At 65.2% G+C, this 17511-nt stretch carries 15 protein-coding genes; 4 read left to right on the top strand and 11 right to left on the bottom strand.

Annotated elements, in window-relative coordinates; translation table 11 throughout:
* The first annotated feature begins 62 nt into the window (after window positions 1-62).
* Entirely contained in the window at window positions 63-1373 is a 1311-nt protein-coding gene (locus tag J6525_RS11770) for a hypothetical protein (protein ID WP_225644538.1), read from the top strand.
* A 137-nt stretch (window positions 1374-1510) separates the two neighbouring features.
* On the opposite strand, the gene J6525_RS11765 is transcribed toward J6525_RS11770, so the two are convergent.
* The 4 genes from J6525_RS11765 to thiD form a co-directional block, all read right to left on the bottom strand.
* Complete coding sequence (locus J6525_RS11765) at window positions 1511-2500, bottom strand: threonine/serine dehydratase family protein (protein WP_076825738.1); 990 nt, start codon at window positions 2498-2500, stop codon at window positions 1511-1513.
* A gap of 56 nt (window positions 2501-2556) precedes the next feature.
* Window positions 2557-3648: a glycosyltransferase family 4 protein gene (locus J6525_RS11760; protein ID WP_225644536.1), complete on the bottom strand. Its 1092-nt coding sequence runs from the start codon at window positions 3646-3648 to the stop codon at window positions 2557-2559.
* Complete coding sequence (locus J6525_RS11755; protein WP_141340705.1) at window positions 3645-4457, bottom strand: UDP-2,3-diacylglucosamine diphosphatase; 813 nt, start codon at window positions 4455-4457, stop codon at window positions 3645-3647. Before J6525_RS11755 ends, J6525_RS11760 begins: the two co-directional genes overlap by 4 nt.
* A 303-nt stretch (window positions 4458-4760) precedes the next feature.
* Window positions 4761-5558, bottom strand: a complete 798-nt coding sequence (gene thiD, locus J6525_RS11750; RefSeq protein ID WP_225644534.1) for a bifunctional hydroxymethylpyrimidine kinase/phosphomethylpyrimidine kinase — start codon at window positions 5556-5558, stop codon at window positions 4761-4763.
* A 195-nt stretch (window positions 5559-5753) separates the two neighbouring features.
* Between thiD and J6525_RS11745 the strand changes: the two genes are divergently transcribed.
* Window positions 5754-5999 carry an Lrp/AsnC ligand binding domain-containing protein gene (locus tag J6525_RS11745; RefSeq protein WP_016845986.1) on the top strand — a complete coding sequence of 82 codons (246 nt, stop codon included), beginning with the start codon at window positions 5754-5756 and terminating at the stop codon, window positions 5997-5999.
* 121 nt (window positions 6000-6120) lie between these two features.
* Here J6525_RS11745 and J6525_RS11740 read toward each other — a convergent pair whose 3' ends face one another.
* Window positions 6121-7050, bottom strand: coding sequence for a c-type cytochrome (locus J6525_RS11740; RefSeq protein WP_225644532.1), 930 nt, complete (start codon window positions 7048-7050; stop codon window positions 6121-6123).
* Between the two features lie 165 nt (window positions 7051-7215).
* On the opposite strand from J6525_RS11740, the gene J6525_RS11735 reads away from it, so the two are divergent.
* On the top strand, window positions 7216-7638 hold the full coding sequence (locus J6525_RS11735; protein ID WP_057016700.1) for a CHRD domain-containing protein: 423 nt from the start codon (window positions 7216-7218) through the stop codon (window positions 7636-7638).
* 106 nt (window positions 7639-7744) lie between these two features.
* Here J6525_RS11735 and J6525_RS11730 read toward each other — a convergent pair whose 3' ends face one another.
* From J6525_RS11730 to J6525_RS11705, 6 genes are all read right to left on the bottom strand, one after another.
* A complete protein-coding gene (locus J6525_RS11730) occupies window positions 7745-8191 on the bottom strand; it encodes a c-type cytochrome (protein WP_141340701.1) in 447 nt (148 codons plus the stop codon).
* Between the two features lie 104 nt (window positions 8192-8295).
* Complete coding sequence (locus tag J6525_RS11725; protein WP_225644530.1) at window positions 8296-10605, bottom strand: xanthine dehydrogenase family protein molybdopterin-binding subunit; 2310 nt, start codon at window positions 10603-10605, stop codon at window positions 8296-8298.
* A gap of 128 nt (window positions 10606-10733) precedes the next feature.
* Window positions 10734-12263, bottom strand: a complete 1530-nt coding sequence (murJ, locus tag J6525_RS11720) for a murein biosynthesis integral membrane protein MurJ (RefSeq protein ID WP_225644527.1) — start codon at window positions 12261-12263, stop codon at window positions 10734-10736.
* A 43-nt stretch (window positions 12264-12306) separates the two neighbouring features.
* Window positions 12307-13458 (bottom strand): DegT/DnrJ/EryC1/StrS family aminotransferase, encoded by a 1152-nt coding sequence (locus J6525_RS11715; RefSeq protein WP_225644525.1) that lies wholly within the window; start codon window positions 13456-13458, stop codon window positions 12307-12309.
* Window positions 13459-13488: 30 nt separating this feature from the next.
* Window positions 13489-14505: a Gfo/Idh/MocA family protein gene (locus J6525_RS11710; RefSeq protein ID WP_225644523.1), complete on the bottom strand. Its 1017-nt coding sequence runs from the start codon at window positions 14503-14505 to the stop codon at window positions 13489-13491.
* A 251-nt stretch (window positions 14506-14756) separates the two neighbouring features.
* Entirely contained in the window at window positions 14757-16169 is a 1413-nt protein-coding gene (locus J6525_RS11705) for a mannose-1-phosphate guanylyltransferase/mannose-6-phosphate isomerase (protein WP_225644521.1), read from the bottom strand.
* Window positions 16170-16521: 352 nt separating this feature from the next.
* Here J6525_RS11705 and J6525_RS11700 point away from each other — a divergent pair, with 352 nt between their 5' ends.
* Window positions 16522-17508, top strand: a complete 987-nt coding sequence (locus J6525_RS11700) for a lysylphosphatidylglycerol synthase transmembrane domain-containing protein (protein ID WP_028338292.1) — start codon at window positions 16522-16524, stop codon at window positions 17506-17508.
* Window positions 17509-17511 lie beyond the last annotated feature (3 nt).

Below are 17511 nucleotides of genomic sequence, written 5' to 3'. Positions count from 1 at the left end.
ATTCGCGCGATATCGTGGTGATCGTTAGCGTAACGCGCAGTGATTTGCGCGGAGAGATTGTGATGGCCGAAGAAGCATTCGCCCTGTCGCCGATATCCGCCCGCGCGGCCCTGCCGAGCGAGGAGGACTATGCCGCGATCAGCGCGGCCTTCATGGAGACCTCGCGGGGCCGCTGGTTCCTCGGCGAATACGCCAAGCGCAACCGCAATGCCGATACCCGCATGGTGCTCGATGCCGTGGCGCGGATCGAGGAAAGCCTCAGCGCACAGCGACAAGCCGCCGCGGCGGCGATCAGGGACGAGCAACTGGCGCAGGCGCTGGCCGCCCTGCGCGGCGCGATCGAGGCCGCCCAGGCCTCCGCCATCGCCGCGCTCAACGGCATCAGCTTCGAGCAAAGCCTCGCACCGGTGCGCAAGGGCGTGCGGGTGATCAGGGAGATCTCCTGGCGGCTGCGCGAGATCGGCAATGACGGCCGGATCTGCGACATCATCGATTCGCAGGTCAGCGCGATCGAGGCCGGCGCCGCCGAGGTCTCGATGAACGACGCCAAGGCTGTACTGGATGCCGCCTTCGCGGCGCTGGCGCGCCGGCTCAGCGAGTTCGATCCGGACAAGGCGGCGACGCCTGCGGCCGAGCCTGACGTGGCCGAGGCGCCGGTTGCGGAGCCGCCGGCAGCGGCCCCCACGCCGCCACCGGTGGCCGAGAGTGCCGCTCCCGATATGGCCGCTACGCGGCCAGCGCCGCCTCGGGAGGCCGCTGCGGCGCCGATCGTCGAAGCCGCGATTCCCGCCGCCGTGCCCGGCACTGAGGCCGCTACGGCCGTGATGCCGCAGCCGAGCGAAGCCTGGATCAAAGCTGAAGCCGCGCTGGCCGAAGCCGAAGCCGCGGAACTCGCCCGCGTCACCAACGAAGCGACGGCCGACGCCCATGACGAGGCGGTGCTCGACCTGATCGCGATGGAGATGGGTGCGCCCGATCCGATCAACGAGGAGGCTATCGCCGAGGAAATGCGTGCCGCCGAGGAGATGCGCGTCGCCGAAGCGATGGACGTCGCTGAGGCGATGGCGGCCGAGCCAGAAATGGTTGCGCCGGCCATTCAGCCCGAGCCTGCACCGGCGCCGAAGGTCGAGGTCAGGGCAGAAGTCAAGATCGAGCCGCCGCCGGTGGCTGTGGCGCCGATTGCCGAAACTCTGGTGATGCCGCCGCCTCTCCGGCCCGCCGTTGAGCCTGTCCCTGCTCCCGCAGCAGAGATCTCACTCGGTTCGACCATCATCGCCAGCGGCCTGCTGAAAAGGCCGACTGTTGCGGCCAACGACCCGCTCGCGCCAATCCGTCGCATGAGCCAGGCCGAGAAGATGGCGTTCTTCTCGTAACCTCGACTGTTCATATCCTGTCATTGCCGGGCTTGACCCGCGCACGACGACTGGCGCGAAGCATTCATGTCCCATGGACCGCACGCGCAACATGAGCCAGCTCATGTACCGCGGCAGCATCTGTGCCTAACCCGGTGTCAGGCAACCAGTTTCGCGAACAGGTCGGCGTCGACATTGCCGCCCGACAGCACGATCACGACGTTCTTGCCCTTGGCATCGATCCGCCCGGCAAGCAGCGCCGCGAGTCCGACCGCGCCGCCGGGCTCGACCACGAGCTTGAGCTCGCGATAGGCAAAGGCGACGGCGGCGCCGACCTCGTCGTCGGAGGCGCTGACGCCATTCGCGAGCAGCTTGCTGTTGATGGCGAAGGTCAGCTCGCCCGGCATCATCGCCATCAGCGCATCGCAGATGGTGCGCGGCGCAACCGCATGCGCCTCGCGATGGCCGACCTTGAGCGAAAGGGCATGATCGTCGTAGCCCGCGGGCTCGGCGACGATCACCTGGGCCTGCGGATATTTCGCCTTCACCGCGGTCGCAACGCCCGCGATCAATCCGCCACCCGAAGCCGGCGCGACCACGATGTCGGGCGTCAGTCCGAGCGCAGCCATGTCCTCGGCGATCTCGCGGCCGGCGGTGCCCTGGCCCGCGATCACGAAGGGATCGTCGTAGGGACGCACCAAGGTCGCGCCGCGCTTGCCGGCAATGCCGTTGGCGATCGCCTCGCGGTCGTCGCGATCACGGTCGTAGAGCACGACTTCGGCGCCATAGGATTTGGTGCGCTCGCGCTTGGTGATCGGCGAGTCCGCAGGCATCACGATGGTCGCCTGCATGTTGAGGATCTTGGCCGCCGCGGCGACGCCCTGGGCGTGGTTGCCCGAGGAGAACGCGACGACGCCGCCGCTCCGCTTGTCCTGCGGGATCGAGGCGAGCTTGTTGAAAGCGCCGCGAAACTTGAACGAGCCGGTCCGCTGCAGCATTTCGGGCTTGAGGAAGACCTGGCTGCCGACGCGTTCGTTGAGAACGGGGAAGGTCAGGAGCGGCGTGCGCACCGCGAACGGCGCGACCACCCTCGCGGCGGCATCGATGTCCGCGGCAGCGACGGGTGGATTGAGAACGGTGTCCGTCATTCGCGATTTGTATCGCGGCGCCGGGCTGGCGGGCAAGACGCTTTAGCGTGACCTGACTAGCGTGAGATCGGCTGGGTCGCCGGCAGAGCCACAAAATGGTGCTCTTCGGCACCGAATTCGAGCGCCTCGCCCTCGCCGTCCGGCGGCGCGGGGCGGACGTTCATGCAGCGATCGATGAACACCCGGGCCGACGCCTGCCAGGTGTGGAGCGCGGCGAAATCGACGCAGGCCTGCCGCGGGATGCTGAGCGCCTCCAGGCAGGCATGGCGCAAATCCTCGTCGAGCACGCCGACCGGCGCTGCGCCGATCACGTCGCGGGGACCGGTGACCGGAAAAGCGGCAACCGGCAGGCCGCTCGCCAACGCTTCAAGCAGCACCAGACCAAACGTATCGGTACGGCTCGGGAAAACGAACACATCGGCCGCGGCGTAGATCTCAGCCAATTCTTCCCCATGACGGGCGCCGAGGAACACAGCGTCTGGATATTTCCGCTCCAGCGCCGCCCGCGCCGGGCCGTCGCCGACCACGACCTTGGTTCCCGGCAGATCGAGATCGAGGAAGGCCTCGAGATTCTTCTCCACCGCCACCCGGCCGACGCTGAGATAGACCGGCTGCGGCAGGCAGAGATCGACGTCGCGCGGATGGAACAGCGCAGTATCGACGCCGCGCGACCACAGCACCACGTTGCGGAAGCCGCGCTGACGCAACTCGGCTGCCAGCGCCGGGGTCGCCGCCATCACCGCCCGGCTCGGCCGGTGGAACCAGCGCAGCGCCCGCCACACCCAGGCTTCCGGGACAGGCGTCCGCGCCGAGACGTATTCGGGGAAGCGGGTATGGAAGCTCGTCGTGAACGGCAGGCCGCGCTTGCGGCAATAGCGGCGCACCGCAAGCCCGATCGGGCCCTCGGTCGCGATATGGATGCTGTCGGGCCTCGCCGCCTCGATCAGACTTGCGACCTTGGCCCGGTAGGGCAGCGCCAGCCGGAGATCGCGATAGCTCGGCATCGCGAAGGTGCGGAACTCGTCCGGCGTCAGGAAGCTCACCTCGACGCCGAGCGATTTCGCCGCCTGTGCCATCATGGTCAGCGTGCGGACAACCCCGTTGACCTGGGGATGCCACGCATCGGTCGCGACCAGGATATGCGTCATGCAGCGCGTGCCGTCACTCGCGGAACCGGCGCGATCCGGCGCACCGGGTCGGTCCAGGTGATGATCTCGAAATGGCCGTCCTCATGCTCGGCGAGCGCGGTGCAGCTCTCCACCCAGTCGCCGCAATTCATGTAGCGGATGCCGTGCTCGTCATGAATCGTCGCGTAGTGGATGTGGCCGCAGATCACGCCGTCGCAGCCGTGGCGCCGCGCCTCGCCGGCAAGCGTCGCCTCGAACGCGCCAATATAGTTCACCGCCTTCTTGACCTTCAGCTTGGCCCATTGCGACAGCGACCAGTACGGCACGCCGAACATCTTGCGGAAGAAGTTGACGAAGCGATTCATCTGGATCGCGAAGTCGTAGGCCTTGTCGCCGAGATGGGCGAGCCAGCGCGCGTTCTGCACCACGAGATCGAAAATGTCGCCGTGGATCACGAGGTAGCGCTTGCCGTCGGCGCCGGTGTGAACGGTGTTCTCCACCACGTCGATGCCGCCGAAATGCGTGCCGTAATATTTGCGCAGGAACTCGTCGTGGTTGCCCGGGACGTAGATCACCTTGGCGCCCTTGCGCGCCTTGCGCAGCATCTTCTGCACGAAATCGTTATGGGTCTGCGGCCAGTACCAGTTCGACTTCAGCGCCCAGCCGTCGACGATATCACCAACGAGGTAGATCGTGTCAGCGTCGTGAGCGCGGAGGAAGTCCAGCAGGCGGTCGGCTTGCGAACCGCGGGCTCCGAGATGGACATCGGAGATAAACAAAGTGCGAAAGTGCCGCTCGGGACTTTCTTCACTCAAGGAGTCACTTCCCATGCCTGTGCACCTAACAGATTCCTGTGACAAGGCGATGACGATCCCCGCGACCCAAGGCCCCACAAACAGTTAACGAGAATCAGCAGCACGCCCCTGCCCTGCGGATAACAGCAGCGTGCGACAATCTGGCGACATCGGCGGTCGCGGCTGTGTGGAAGAGGCGTTGTGTTGCCTGCACAGCGCGATGGAACAACGAAGCGATCGAATGCGTAGCCCGGATGGAGCGAAGCGCAATCCGGGGCTCTGCATCCGCGGATGAACTGGTCCCGGATTTCGCTGCGCTCCATCCGGGCTACAAGAGCGTCAGTAATATCCGTGGAAGTGATGCACCGGCCCATGGCCGTGGCCGACGGCGAAGCGATCGGCTTCGGCGATTGCTTCGGTGATCCAGGCCTTGGCGTTGCGCACGGAGGTCTCCATGCTCTCGCCCTTCGCGAGCCCTGCTGCGATTGCCGAGGACAGCGAGCAGCCGGTGCCATGCGTATTGGCGGTCGCAATCCGCGGCGCAGCCAGCGCGATGCTGTGCTCGGCGTCGATCAGATAGTCGATGCTCTCGGCGCCGTGGCCGTGGCCGCCCTTGACCAGCACCGCGCGACATCCCATCGCCAGCAATCGCCTGCCTTGTCGCTCGACGTCGGCCTCGCTTGAGGCAACCGGCTCGTTCAAGAGCGCCGCCACTTCCGGCAGGTTCGGCGTGATCAGCGAGGCCAGCGGAAACAGCAGGACCTTCAGCGCATCGACCGCCTCGGCGGCAAGCAGCCGATCACCGGAGGTTGCGACCATCACCGGATCGAGCACGACATGGCGCGGCGCCCAGCGCCTCAGCCCATCGGCGATCGCAGCGATCGTGTCGGCCTGCGCCACCATGCCGATCTTGACCGCGCCGACCTCGAGGTCGGAGAACACTGCATCGATCTGGGCGGTGACGAATGACGCGGGCACCGGATAGATGCCGCTGACCCCCATGGTGTTCTGCGCGGTCAGCGCCGTGATCGCGGAGGCGCCATAGACCCCGAGCGCGGCAAAGCTCTTGAGGTCGGCCTGGATGCCCGCCCCGCCCGAGGAGTCCGAGCCGGCAATGGTGAGCGCGACCGGCGTCATCTTGCAGCACCGGCGGTTGATACGAATGAGACCATCACGAACGAGACCATGGCCTGTCCTAGCCCGGCCGCCGATCGGCAGCAAGTTCGCCTGACTTTACCGCAAGTTGACCTCGCCTTGACCCCTTGCCTCGCCCCCTTGCCTTGGCCGCCCGTTTTGGGCCTATAGTCGCGGAAATCCCCGGAGACGACTTTGATGGTTCCTTTCTTCGTCCAGATCAAATGCAAGCTCGGCCAGTCCTACACCGTCGCCAACGCACTGGCGGAGGCCGAGATTGCGTCCGAGATCTATTCCACCGCGGGCAACTACGACCTCCTGGTCAAGTTCTACGTCGACCACGACACCGACATCGGCCATTTCATCAACGAGAAGGTTCAGGTGATCCCGGGCATCCAGGACACCCTCACGATCATCACCTTCAAGGCGTTCGGCGCGAAGTAGGACGCGCCCGCGAGAGCATGATGAGATTAGGTCGAGCTTGAACGGCGTCGAAAGTTCACCTCTCCCTTGGGAGAGGTGAACCGAAACCGCGGCGAGCCGATTCAACCAAACCCATCCCGCTTTACGATTCCTTCTCCTTCTTGACCGGCTTCGGCGGTCCCTCGACCGGCGGCAGCGACTTGATGTACTCGGCGATCGCGTCGCGGTCGGACGACGACAGTTGCGAGGTGTTGCGGATCACGCGCACCATCGACCCACCGGCGCTATCGCCGTCCGGCATCTGGCCGCTCTCGAGAAAATAGGCGATATCCTTCACACTCCAGTCCGAGATCCCCCTCGGCGTGATGTTGGGCACCCAGCCTTCGCCCTCCGGATTCGGACCACCGGCGAAGCGCTGCGCGGTGACGATGCCGCCGAGGACGTTGCGCGGGCTGTGGCACTCGGCGCAATGGCCGAAGCTGTTGACGAGATAGGCGCCGCGGTACCAATGCGCCGAGCGGCTTGCATCCGCGATGAACGGCTTGCCGTTCATGAACAGGAATTTCCAGACCCCGACGTTGCGCCTGATGTTGAACGGAAACGGCAAATCGTGGTCGCGCACCTTGCCGGCGACCGGCGGCAAGGTCTTCAGATAGGCGAACAGGTCGCGCACATCGCTGACCTTGGCGTGCTGATAGGACGGGTACGGAAACGCCGGGAAATAGTGCGCGCCCGATGGCGAAGTGCCCTTCATGACTGCGGTGACGAAATCGGCCTCGCTCCAGCGGCCGATGCCGTCGTTCGGGTCGGGCGAGATGTTCGGCGCATAGAAGGTACCGAACGGCGAGGTGATCGCGAGCCCGCCGCCGAGCCTCGTGCGGTCGTCCTGCTTCGGCACGGCATGGCAGGAGGAACATCCCCCGGCATTGAACGTTGTGAGGCCGTTGGCCAGGTCAGGCTGATAGGCAGGCAGCGCGTCGGCGGCAACGGTCGCGGGGATCGTCAGCCACCAGAACACGCCAAAGCCGATTACGCCGGCCAGAATCGCCAGGAGGAAAATTCGTCGCAGCATTCACCGATCCGTCATTGGTCGCGTCAGTTCATGGACCAGTATGATGGCAACCAGTCGGACAAGCTCGCATCAAATTTGCCGCACCCACGATCATTTGGGGAATAAATCCGAAAAGCTGCTGTTTGAAGATTGCAACCATCCTGTGCCGTCAAAGGGGAGAGAACCATGTCGAACAAGACCTTGCTTGCCACGCTGACGCTCGGCGCCGCCATCGCCTTCGCCGGTCCGGCCTTTGCCGAGAAGTTCACGGCGAAGCTGGATAGCAAGAGCGAAGTGCCGCCGAATACCAGCACCGCCACCGGCACCGCCGACATCGACTACGATGCCGCCAGCAAGAAGCTGAGCTGGAAGCTGACCTATTCCGGCCTCTCGGGTCCGGCCACTGCCGCGCATTTCCACGGCCCCGCCGAGGCCGGCAAGAATTCCGGTGTCGCAGTCGCGATTCCGAACGCGACGTCGAGCCCGGTCGAAGGCAGCGCCACGCTGACCGACGCGCAGGCCGCCGATCTGCTCGCCGGCAAGTACTATGTCAACGTTCACACTGCGGCCAATCCGGGCGGCGAGATCCGCGGCCAGGTGACCAAATAACAAGTGACGAAGTAATCGTTCGCGACGCAACGCCAACAAGAAACGGCCGACACAAAAAAGGGCGGACGCCCTAAAGCGTCCGCCCTTTTCGTTGATGGAATGGCGATCAGCCCTTCTTGACGCGATAGGTCTCGTGGCAGCCGCCGCACTGCTTGCCGATCACGCCCAGCTCGGCCTTCAGCGTATCGACGTCCTTGATCTTGCCCTTGGCATCGGTGACGACCTTCGCGAAGCTCGCGGACTGCTGCGCGAAGCCCGCCTTGTCTTCCCAGATTTTCGGCGAAGGGGCGTAATCGCCTTCCAGCTTGACGCCTTTCATGCTCTCGGGGAACAGCGTCGGAAGCTGCTTGGCGGTATCCTCGAACTGGGCCAGCGCAGCATTGACGGTCGCCTGGTCGTAGGGCTTTTCGCCCTTGATGATCGCCGACAGCGCACCCGCATTCTTGCCATTGTCCTTCATCATGGCCTGGGTCTTCTTGACTTGATCCTGCTGTGCAACGACTGCACCGGCACCGAACGCCAGCACCGCAGCAACGACGACAATCCGCTTCATCGGCAAAACCCCTCAATTCCGCTCTGTCCCGGTCCGCGGGTCTGCGGCCGGCCTGGTTTGCAAAACACCGCAGGCGGAATCTTCATTCCGCCTGCGACAATTTATCAGAGATTATGGCGGCGCTGCGCCTCGCGGATCGCGATCCAGACCCGTTCCGGCGTGGCGGGCATGTCGATGTGGTCGATCTTGTACTCGCGATGCAGCCCCTCGACGATCGCGTTGACGACCGCCGGGCACGAGCCGATCGCGCCGGCCTCGCCCGCGCCCTTCACGCCCATTGGGTTGGTCGTGCAGGGCACGTTATGGGTCTCGAACACGAAGGACGGCCCGTCGGAGGCGCGCGGCAGCGCATAGTCCATGAACGTGCCGGTGACGAGCTGACCATCGGTCGGGCTGTACACCGCCTGCTCCATCAGCGCCTGCCCGATGCCCTGCATCGCGCCGCCGTGAACCTGGCCCGCCAGCATCAGCGGATTGAGCGTGACGCCGAAATCGTCGACGATGACGTAGCTGATGATCTTAATGATGCCGGTTGAGGGATCGATCTCGACCTCGGCGAGATGGGTGCCGTTCGGATAGGTGCCGTCGGCGCTGGCGAAGGTCGCGCTGGCGTTCATCTTCGACGTATCGCCGCCCGGACGTTTGGCGAGATCGGCAAAGCTGATCGAGCGGTCGGTGCCGGCGATGCGGATGCGGCCGTCGGCGAATTCGAGGTCGCCGGCGCCGGCCTCCAGCGCCTGCGCCGCGAGCTCCTTCAGCTTGTTGCCGAGATCATGCGTCGCCCGCTGCACGCTCACGCCGCCGGACGGGATCGATGCCGAGCCGCCGGTGCCGAGGCCGGTCGCGATCTTGTCGGTATCGCCCTGCAGCACATGGACGCGCTCGGGCGGCACGCCGAACTGCTCGGCGACGATCTGCGCATAGGCGGTCTGGTGGCCCTGCCCGCTCGACTGCGTGCCGATCAGGACCGAGATATCGCCATTGGGATCGAGCGCCACATTGGCGGTCTCCTCGCCCATCGTGCCACAGACCTCGACATAGCTCGCCATGCCGATGCCCCGCACCAGGCCCTCTTTCCTGGCGGCCTTGGCGCGCTTCGGAAACTCCTTCCAGTTGGCAATCTCCATCGCACGCTTCATATGCGCGACGAAGTCGCCGGAGTCGTAGACCTTGCCGGTCGCGGTCGTGTAGGGCAGCGACTTCGGCGGAATGAAATTCTTGCGCCTGATGGCGTCCGGCGTCATGCCGAGTTTGCGCGCGGCGGCATCGACGAGGCGCTCGATGACATAGGCGGCCTCCGGGCGGCCGGCGCCACGATAGGCATCGACCGGCACCGTGTTGGTGAACACGGTGCGGACCCGGCAGTGGAAGGCCTGGATGTCATAGAGGCCCGGCAGCATGCCGGCGCCGCCATGCGGGATGTAGGGCGCGAAGGTCGAGAGATAGGCGCCCATGTCGCCCATCAGGTCGACATCCATGCCGAGGAATTTGCCGTCCTCGGCGAGCGCCATCTTCGCGGTGGTGAGGTTGTCGCGGCCCTGCGCGTCGCCCATGAAATGGTCGGAGCGCTCGGCCGTCCATTTGATGCTCTTCTTGAGCTTGCGCGCGGCGACCGAGATCAGCGCATATTCGCGATAGGGAAACAGCTTGGTGCCGAAGCCGCCGCCGACATCCGGGCAGATCACCCGCATGTTCTCCTTCGGCATCTTCAGGATCATGTCGCAGAGGATCTCGCGCAGGCGATGGCTGCCCTGGCTGCCGATCGTCAGCGTCAGATGATCCTTCTTGGCGTCGTATTCCGCGACCGCAGCGCGCGTCTCCATGAAATTGGTGATGACGCGCGGATTGACGATGGTGATCTCGGCCACCGCATGCGCCTTGGCGAACGCGTCCTCGGCGGCCTTCTTGTCGCCGATCGAGACATCGAACAGCACATTGCCGGGCTTGTCCGGCCAGACCTGCGGCGCGTCCTTCTTCACCGCATTGACGAGGCCGACCGCCGCCGGCAGCGGCGTCCATTTGACGTCGATCGCCTCGATCGCGTCACGGGCATGATCGACGGTGTCGGCGACCACGAAGGCCACCGCGTCGCCGACATGGCGCACCTCGTCCTTGGCGAGGATCGGATAAGGCGGCGCGGTGAACGGATCGGTTTCCAGATTGAACAGGCACGGCAGGCCGCCGAGCTCGGCGACGTCGGCGGCGGTCAGGATCAGCGCCACGCCGGGCATGCCGCGGGCCTTGCCGGCGTCGATCGTGTAGGTCGCGTGCGCATGCGGCGAGCGCAGCATCAGCGCGTGCAATGCGGGAGACGGTGCAACGTCGTCGGTGTAGCGGCCCTTGCCGCGAATCAGAGCGTCGTCCTCCTTGCGCCGCACACTTTGTCCGACGCCGAATTTGATGGGAGCTGCCATCGTCTCTCCAATTGCCTTGGTGTGTTTTGCGCATATTGGCGTGGTTGTCGCCGAAGCGCAAACCGCTTTCCGCCGCGCGCGGCGCTATCACACAGCGGCCTCCTATGCATTTGATTTGACAGGTAAAACTATACGCGGCGGAGCGCGAACAGCCAGCCGCGGCCGAACAGCATGAGGATCAGGAGGGCGTAGACGAAGACGCCGACCGCAATCAGCAGCAGCAGGATCAGTTCGTCGCGAAAGATCTGCATCGGCGCGAACCACACATAAGCGAAATGCGAGGTCAGCCACAGTGCGACCGCGAGCAGCACGCCGCACAGCGCGAAGGTGCCGAACGAGCGGATCAGCGCGCGATCGAGCGCGAGGTAGCCGCGGCGCACGGCAAACATCAGCACCAGCAGCAGATTGACCCAGGCCCCGACCGCGGTCGCGAGCGCGAGGCCGACCTGCGCCAGCGTGCCGACCAGCGCGATCTTCAGCGCGACGTTGACCGCGACCCCGGTCAGCGCCGCTTTCACCGGGGTTGCGGTGTCCTTGCGAGCGTAGAAGGTCGCGACCGCGCTGCGGATCATCACGAAGGGAATGAGCCCCACCGCATAGGCCGCGAGCGTGGCCCCGGCGCTTGCCGCATCGGCCTTGGAGAACGCCCCGCGGGCGAACATCGCGCGCATGATCGGATCGGCGACCGTCAGGAACGCCGCCACGAACGGCACCGAGAACAGCAGCGTGAAATCGAAGGCGCGGCGCTGCGCGGCCATCGCGCCGGCGTGATCGTCGGCGCTCAGGCGCCGCGACATCTCCGGCAGCAGCACGGTGCCGATCGCGATCCCGATCACGCCGATCGGCAATTGATTGAGGCGGTCGGCATAATACAGCGCCGACAGCGCGCCGGCGGGCAGGAAGGTCGCGATGATGGTGTCGGCGAACAGCGCCACCTGGGTGCCCATCGAGCCCAGCGTCGCCGGTCCCAGCGCGCGGAAGAAGCCGCGGACGTCCTCGTCGAGCCTCAAGGGCGCGAACCGCGGCAGGCCGCCATGGCGCGCGAGGTCGCCGGCGAGCAGGAAGAATTGCAGGAAGCCCGAGATCAGGACGCCCCAGGCCGCGGCGTGGCCCGCGCTCGGGAAGAACGCCGCGAGCGCCAGCGTCATCATCATGGCGAGGTTGAGGAAGATCGGCGCCGCGGCGGCGCTGGCGAAGCGATGCATCACGTTGAGCATGCCGCCATAAAGCGTCACCAGCGTGATCATCAGCAGATAGGGAAACGTGATCCGCGTCAGCTCGATCGCGAGCTTGCGCTGCGCCGCGTCCTCGGTGAAGCCCGGCGCGAGGATGCTCATCGCCTGCGGCATGAACGCCATCGCCACCGCCAGCAGGATCACCTGCGAGGCGAACAGCAGCGTGAAGATGCGGTCGGCGAACAGCCGTGCCGACGCTTCGCCCTTCTCGCCATGGACATGGGCATAGGCCGGTACGAAGGCGGCGTTGAAGGCGCCTTCGGCGAAGATCGCGCGGAAATGGTTGGGCAGCCGCAGCGCCACGAAGAAGGCGTCGGCAACCGGCCCGGCACCGAGGATCGCCGCGAGCATGATGTCGCGCGCGAACCCGGTGACCCGCGATAGCAGGGTATAGCCGCCGACGGTGAAGATGCGTCCAAGCATGCGCTGCTTCTAGCGCATGATTGCGGTCTGAAAAAGTTTCCTATCAGGCTGAAAGCGCGCTGCGCACAGCCGCGATGACGCGGTCCTGGGCCGCCTCGTCGAGATAGGCGTGCATCGGCAGGCTGATGACGTCGTCGGAGAGGCTTTCGCTGATCGCTAGGCCGCCGTCGGCGACCGGGAAATCACGGTAAGCGGTCTGCTGGTGCATCGACTTCGTGTAGTAGATCGCCGTCGGAATGCCTTGGGTCTTCAGCGTCGAGGCAAAGGCATCGCGGTCGGCCCCTTTCGGCAGGCGGATTGTGTATTGCGCCCACACCGAGGTGCAACCTGGCGCAAGGCGAGGCACGGTCACGATATTGCCGAGTCCGCGCGCGTAGCGCTCCGCCACTTGGTTGCGTGCCACGATCTCGTCGTCAAAAATCTTCAGCTTCTCGAGCAGGATCGCGGCCTGCATGGTATCGAGCCGCCCGGTGAGGCCGAGGCGGACATTGTCATATTTGTCCGAGCCTTGCCCGTGCACACGGATGCTGCGTAGCGCGTTCGCAAGTTCGTCGTCATTGGTAAAGATCGCGCCGCCATCGCCGAAACAGCCGAGCGGCTTTGCCGGGAAGAAACTGGTCGCGGTCGCAAGCCCGAAGGTGCCGAGCTTGCGGCCCTTGTAACTCGCGCCAAAGCCCTGGGCGGCGTCGTCGAGCACGAACAGGCCTTCGGCTTCGGCAACCGCAGCCACCGCGTCATGATCGGCGCTCTGGCCGAACAAATCCACTGGAATGACACCAACCGGCTTTAGGCCACGCGACATCGCGGTGGCGACCCCGCGCTTGAGCGAATTGATATCGATATTGAATGTCGTCTCGTCCACATCGACGAAGAGGGGTGTCGCGCCGGTGAGCGCTACCGCTTCGCCGGTCGCGCAGAACGTGAAAGACGGGCACAGCACGGCGTCACCCGGCCCGACATTCTTCGCCATCAGGACCATCAAGAGCGCGTCAGTGCCGCTGGAACAGCTCACCACATGCTTTGCGCCGCTATAGTCCGCCAGCGCCTTCTCCAGCGCGGTCACTTCCGGGCCATTGACGAATTGGCAATGGTTGAGCACGCGGGCGACTGCATCATCGACCGATTTGCCGAGCCGCTGGCGCTGCGCGGCAATGTCTATGAAGGGAACAGGCTCTGGACGCATGTGTTGGTTCATGAAGCTTTCGCGCGTGTTTTCAAGTTGCAATTAGCTGGCGATGCGGCGCGGCCCCTTGCGCATCGTCGAGGCGGCGGGCCGCGCGGGCGATTCCAGGCAGCGGATCGCGATCTCGAGGCTCGCCACGCCCTCGTCGCCGGACACCGCCGGCAGCTTGTCGCCGCGTACGGCATCGAGGAAGGCGATCAGTTCGGCGCGCAGCGGCTCGTCATGCCCGACCGGCAGGTGACGCATCGAATAGCTGCCGTCCGGCTTGAAGCCGAAACATTCGGTGACCTGACGCGTGAGCAGATCGCCCATCACATACTTGCCGCGGGTTGCGACCGTCACGTTGCGCGCCTTGAACGGCGTCAGCCAGTTGGTGTTGATGTGGGCGAGCACGCCGGAAGCGGTACGGAACTGCAGCAGCGCGATGTCCTCGCGCTCGGCGACGGCGCTCGAGAGCTGCGGCTGCACCTCGACGATGTCGGACTCGGTGAACCAGCGGATCAGGTCGATGTCGTGCACGGCAAGATCGATCACAACGCCGACATTGGACATTCGCGGCGGGAACGGGCCGACCCGGGTGATGCCGATCGATAGGATGTCCTCGCCCGAGATCGCCTTCTTGATCGCGGCGACCGCCGGATTGAAACGCTCGACATGGCCGACCATCAGAGTGACGCCGGCCCGCTCGGCGGCCGCAACGATCTCGCGGCCCTCTTCGACCGTGGACGCGACCGGCTTCTCGACCAGGATGTGAATGTTGCGCGCGATGCAGGCGAGCGCGATCTCGTGATGCAGATGGGTGGGAGCTGCGATCGTCACCGCATCGATGCCCTCGGCGAACAGCTGATCGAGGCTTTCGAAGGCGCGGCAGCCGACCAGGTCGATGGCGCGGGTGCGATGTTCCGGCAGCGGATCGACGATGCCGATCAACAGCACCCCGGGCAGTCCGGCCAGCACGCGGGCATGGTTGCTGCCCATCACGCCGGCGCCGATCACGCCGACGCGCAATGCGCGGCCAATATCGGCCTTCGCGCCGGCTGCGGACACTTTTGCATTCATATCGTAGACCCCAAGTAACGTTCTGGCGGTTGTCCCGGCTTCTCAGGGAGCCATCCCGGCTCCGAGGGAATCAGCACCAAGGCCCCTCTGCCCGATCCGCGCCTTTGGCGCAAATCACGACCCGCTTCGTTGGCAGCCGCTATAGCACGGCGTCACAAATGTGGCGAATGCCAACGGCGAAATCCGGACACGTTTTGATTCAAAGAGTTACATCGCCCGCGACTCGATCTTGAGCGCGGGGCCCGTTCGCCTCAGGTGCGCCGATAGTCATCCTCGATGCGGATGATGTCGTCCTCGCCGAGATAGCTGCCGGTCTGCACCTCGATCAGCTCGAGCTGGATCTTGCCCGGGTTCTCCAGCCGGTGCACCGCGCCGATCGGGATGTAGATCGATTCGTTCTCGTGCACCGTCTTGATCAGCTCGTTGACGGTGACCTGCGCGGTGCCGCGCACCACGATCCAGTGCTCGGAGCGGTGATGGTGCTTCTGCAGGGACAGCCGTCCGCCCGGCTTGACGACGATACGCTTGACCTGGTGGCGATCGCCATTGTCGACCGACTGATAGGAGCCCCAGGGGCGATGCACCTTGATGTGATTCTCGGTCACCTCCGGCGCCGCCACTTTCAATTTCGCGACCAGCCGCTTCAGCCCGTTGGCGTCCTTTTGGCGTGACACCAGCACGGCGTCCTGGGTCGCGACCACGACGAGATCGTCGACGCCTTCGAGCGCAACCAGCGCCCGGTCGGTCGAGACGTTACAATTGCGGGAGTCCTCGAACACCGCAGTGCCGCGCGCAGCGTTGCCGAGGCTGTCCTTGTCCGACAGCTCCCAGACTTGGCGCCACGAGCCGATGTCGGACCAGCCGCACGCCACCGGCACCACCGCGGCACGCGATGTCTTCTCCATGACCGCGTAATCGATCGAGATCGCCTTTGCCGCGCCGAAGGCCTGCGCATCGAGCTTGACGAAGCCGAGATCGCGCGCCGCCGACGCAACCGACTGCTCCACCGAGGCCACGCTGTCCGCATCGACATTGCGGTACTCGTCGAGCAGCACGCCGGCGCGGAACATGAAGTTGCCGCTGTTCCAGAGATAACCCGCATCGATATAGCCCGCCGCCGTCGCGGCATCCGGCTTCTCGACGAATTTCGCCACCGCGCGCACCTCGCCGGCGACCACCTCACCCGGGTTGATGTAGCCGTATTCGGTGGCCGGCCGCTCCGGCTTGACGCCGAACGTCACGATGCGGCCGGCGTCCGCAGCCACCAACCCGCCGCGGCACGCGGCGACGAAGGCCGCGGTGTCCCGCACAAGATGGTCGGCGGCCAGCGCCAGCACGATCGCTTCGCTGTCGCGGCTCTGCGCGAACGCCGCACCGGCCGCAATCGCCGGCCCCGAGTCGCGGCGCATCGGCTCCAGCAGCACGTCGGCCTCGCGGCCGATCTCGGCCAGCTGCTCCAGCACCATGAAGCGATAGGCCTCGTTGGTGATCACGATCGGACGCTCGAACAGGCCGGCGTCGGAGACTCGCAGCAGCGTCTCCTGGAAGGTCGAGCGGACCCCGAACAGCGACAGGAACTGTTTCGGATGCACCTCGCGTGACGCCGGCCACAATCGCGTGCCTGCGCCGCCGCACATGATCAGGGGAATAATTCGTCGATCCATCGATGCCTCAAATCCTGTCGTGCAAGTCCTGTCGTATCCGCCTGCGGACGACACACCAAATCGGCCCGGGCCGTCGCGGCCGGCGGCCCTGTCGCCTCGGAAGCACTATCCAAGCAGTAGCACGCGCCCCCCGCGCGTCTGGTCGGATTTTACCGGTAACGTAAACCCCCGGTGAGTGGCCGGCCGTCCCCCGTTCCGGCCTCTTTAGCCACCCCTTCGCGCCTGCCGCAATAGGGACCAGTACGGGTATTGCCAGATCGGCGCGGAAACCATACCAAGGCGGCGAATTTGGGCGCGCGAAAGCGTTTTGCGCTGTTTTTGACACATTCTGAAACCTGGCAGCCGAACGGAAATGCGCCGAATCCTGCTTTCGACCGTCAAGATCCTGATCTCGGCAGCGCTGCTCTATTTCTCGCTGCGCAAGGTCAATCTGTACGACCTTGCCTCCCGTATCCAGGTCGAGAGCCTGGGCTGGCTCGGCCTCGCGATCGCGGTCACGTTCCTGCAGATCTTCCTCGGGGTGTTGCGCTGGCGGGAGATCAGCGTGGAGTGCGGAGCCCCGCTGGAGACAGGCCAGGCCATGCGCTTCAACGTGATCGGCACCTTCTTCAACCAGACACTGCCGTCCTCGATCGGCGGCGACGCGGTCCGGCTTTGGCTCGTCGCGCGCGCCGGTGCGGGCTGGCGCGCAGCCACCTATTCGATTTTCGTCGACCGCGCGATCGGGCTGATCGCCCTCGCCGTCGTCATCGCCGCCACCCTGCCCTGGAGCTATCGGCTGATTTCTGATTCCCACGGCTGGATGGCGTTGCTGCTTCTCGACCTCGCCGCACTCGCGGCCGGATTTGGCTTCCTGCTGATCGGCGTGTTGCCTTGGGTCTGGCTGAAGCAATGGTGGGCGACGCATCACATCCACGCCTGCGCGGTCATCGCGAACCGGGTATTGTTCAGCCGCAAGCGCGGATTGAGGGTCGCAATTCTCTCGATCGCCATTCACGTGGTGACCGTCGTGATCGCCTGGTGCGTGGTGAAATCGATCACCGCGCCCGTCACCTTCGGCCAGATATTCCAATTGTTGCCGCCGGTGATGCTGATCACGATGATGCCGATCTCGATCGCGGGCTGGGGCGTACGCGAGGCCACGATGGCGCTGGCCTTCGGCTACGCCGGATTGATCGCCAATGAAGGCGTCAACATCTCGCTGTTATTCGGCGCGGTATCGTTTGTGGTTGGCGTGTTTGGCGGCCTGGTCTGGATCCTGAGCCCGGAAAAGGCCGCCAAGGGCACAGAACCGATCGAAGTCCCGGGATCGCAATCGCGAGTCCCGGGATCGCAATAGCCG

The sequence above is a fragment of the Bradyrhizobium australafricanum genome, assembly GCF_020329495.1.
GTDB classification, from domain to species: domain Bacteria; phylum Pseudomonadota; class Alphaproteobacteria; order Rhizobiales; family Xanthobacteraceae; genus Bradyrhizobium; species Bradyrhizobium australafricanum.
The sequence above is the reverse complement of the archived record's forward strand: the minus strand, read 5'-3'. Positions and strand labels throughout refer to the sequence as shown.

Excerpts from the sequence above, each read along its gene's own strand:
- J6525_RS11765 (WP_076825738.1), bottom strand. The coding sequence starts at position 2,500 with ATGACGGACACCGTTCTCAATCCACCCGTCGCTGCCGCGGACATCGAT.
- J6525_RS11745 (WP_016845986.1), top strand. The coding sequence starts at position 5,754 with ATGGTTCCTTTCTTCGTCCAGATCAAATGCAAGCTCGGCCAGTCCTAC.
- J6525_RS11710 (WP_225644523.1), bottom strand. The coding sequence starts at position 14,505 with ATGAATGCAAAAGTGTCCGCAGCCGGCGCGAAGGCCGATATTGGCCGC.
- J6525_RS11735 (WP_057016700.1), top strand. The coding sequence starts at position 7,216 with ATGTCGAACAAGACCTTGCTTGCCACGCTGACGCTCGGCGCCGCCATC.
- J6525_RS11700 (WP_028338292.1), top strand. The coding sequence starts at position 16,522 with ATGCGCCGAATCCTGCTTTCGACCGTCAAGATCCTGATCTCGGCAGCG.
- J6525_RS11760 (WP_225644536.1), bottom strand. The coding sequence starts at position 3,648 with ATGACGCATATCCTGGTCGCGACCGATGCGTGGCATCCCCAGGTCAAC.
- murJ (WP_225644527.1), bottom strand. The coding sequence starts at position 12,263 with ATGCTTGGACGCATCTTCACCGTCGGCGGCTATACCCTGCTATCGCGG.
- J6525_RS11730 (WP_141340701.1), bottom strand. The coding sequence starts at position 8,191 with ATGAAGCGGATTGTCGTCGTTGCTGCGGTGCTGGCGTTCGGTGCCGGT.
- J6525_RS11705 (WP_225644521.1), bottom strand. The coding sequence starts at position 16,169 with ATGGATCGACGAATTATTCCCCTGATCATGTGCGGCGGCGCAGGCACG.
- J6525_RS11740 (WP_225644532.1), bottom strand. The coding sequence starts at position 7,050 with ATGCTGCGACGAATTTTCCTCCTGGCGATTCTGGCCGGCGTAATCGGC.
- thiD (WP_225644534.1), bottom strand. The coding sequence starts at position 5,558 with ATGACGCCGGTCGCGCTCACCATTGCCGGCTCGGACTCCTCGGGCGGG.
- J6525_RS11770 (WP_225644538.1), top strand. The coding sequence starts at position 63 with ATGGCCGAAGAAGCATTCGCCCTGTCGCCGATATCCGCCCGCGCGGCC.
- J6525_RS11725 (WP_225644530.1), bottom strand. The coding sequence starts at position 10,605 with ATGGCAGCTCCCATCAAATTCGGCGTCGGACAAAGTGTGCGGCGCAAG.
- J6525_RS11755 (WP_141340705.1), bottom strand. The coding sequence starts at position 4,457 with ATGGGAAGTGACTCCTTGAGTGAAGAAAGTCCCGAGCGGCACTTTCGC.
- J6525_RS11715 (WP_225644525.1), bottom strand. The coding sequence starts at position 13,458 with ATGAACCAACACATGCGTCCAGAGCCTGTTCCCTTCATAGACATTGCC.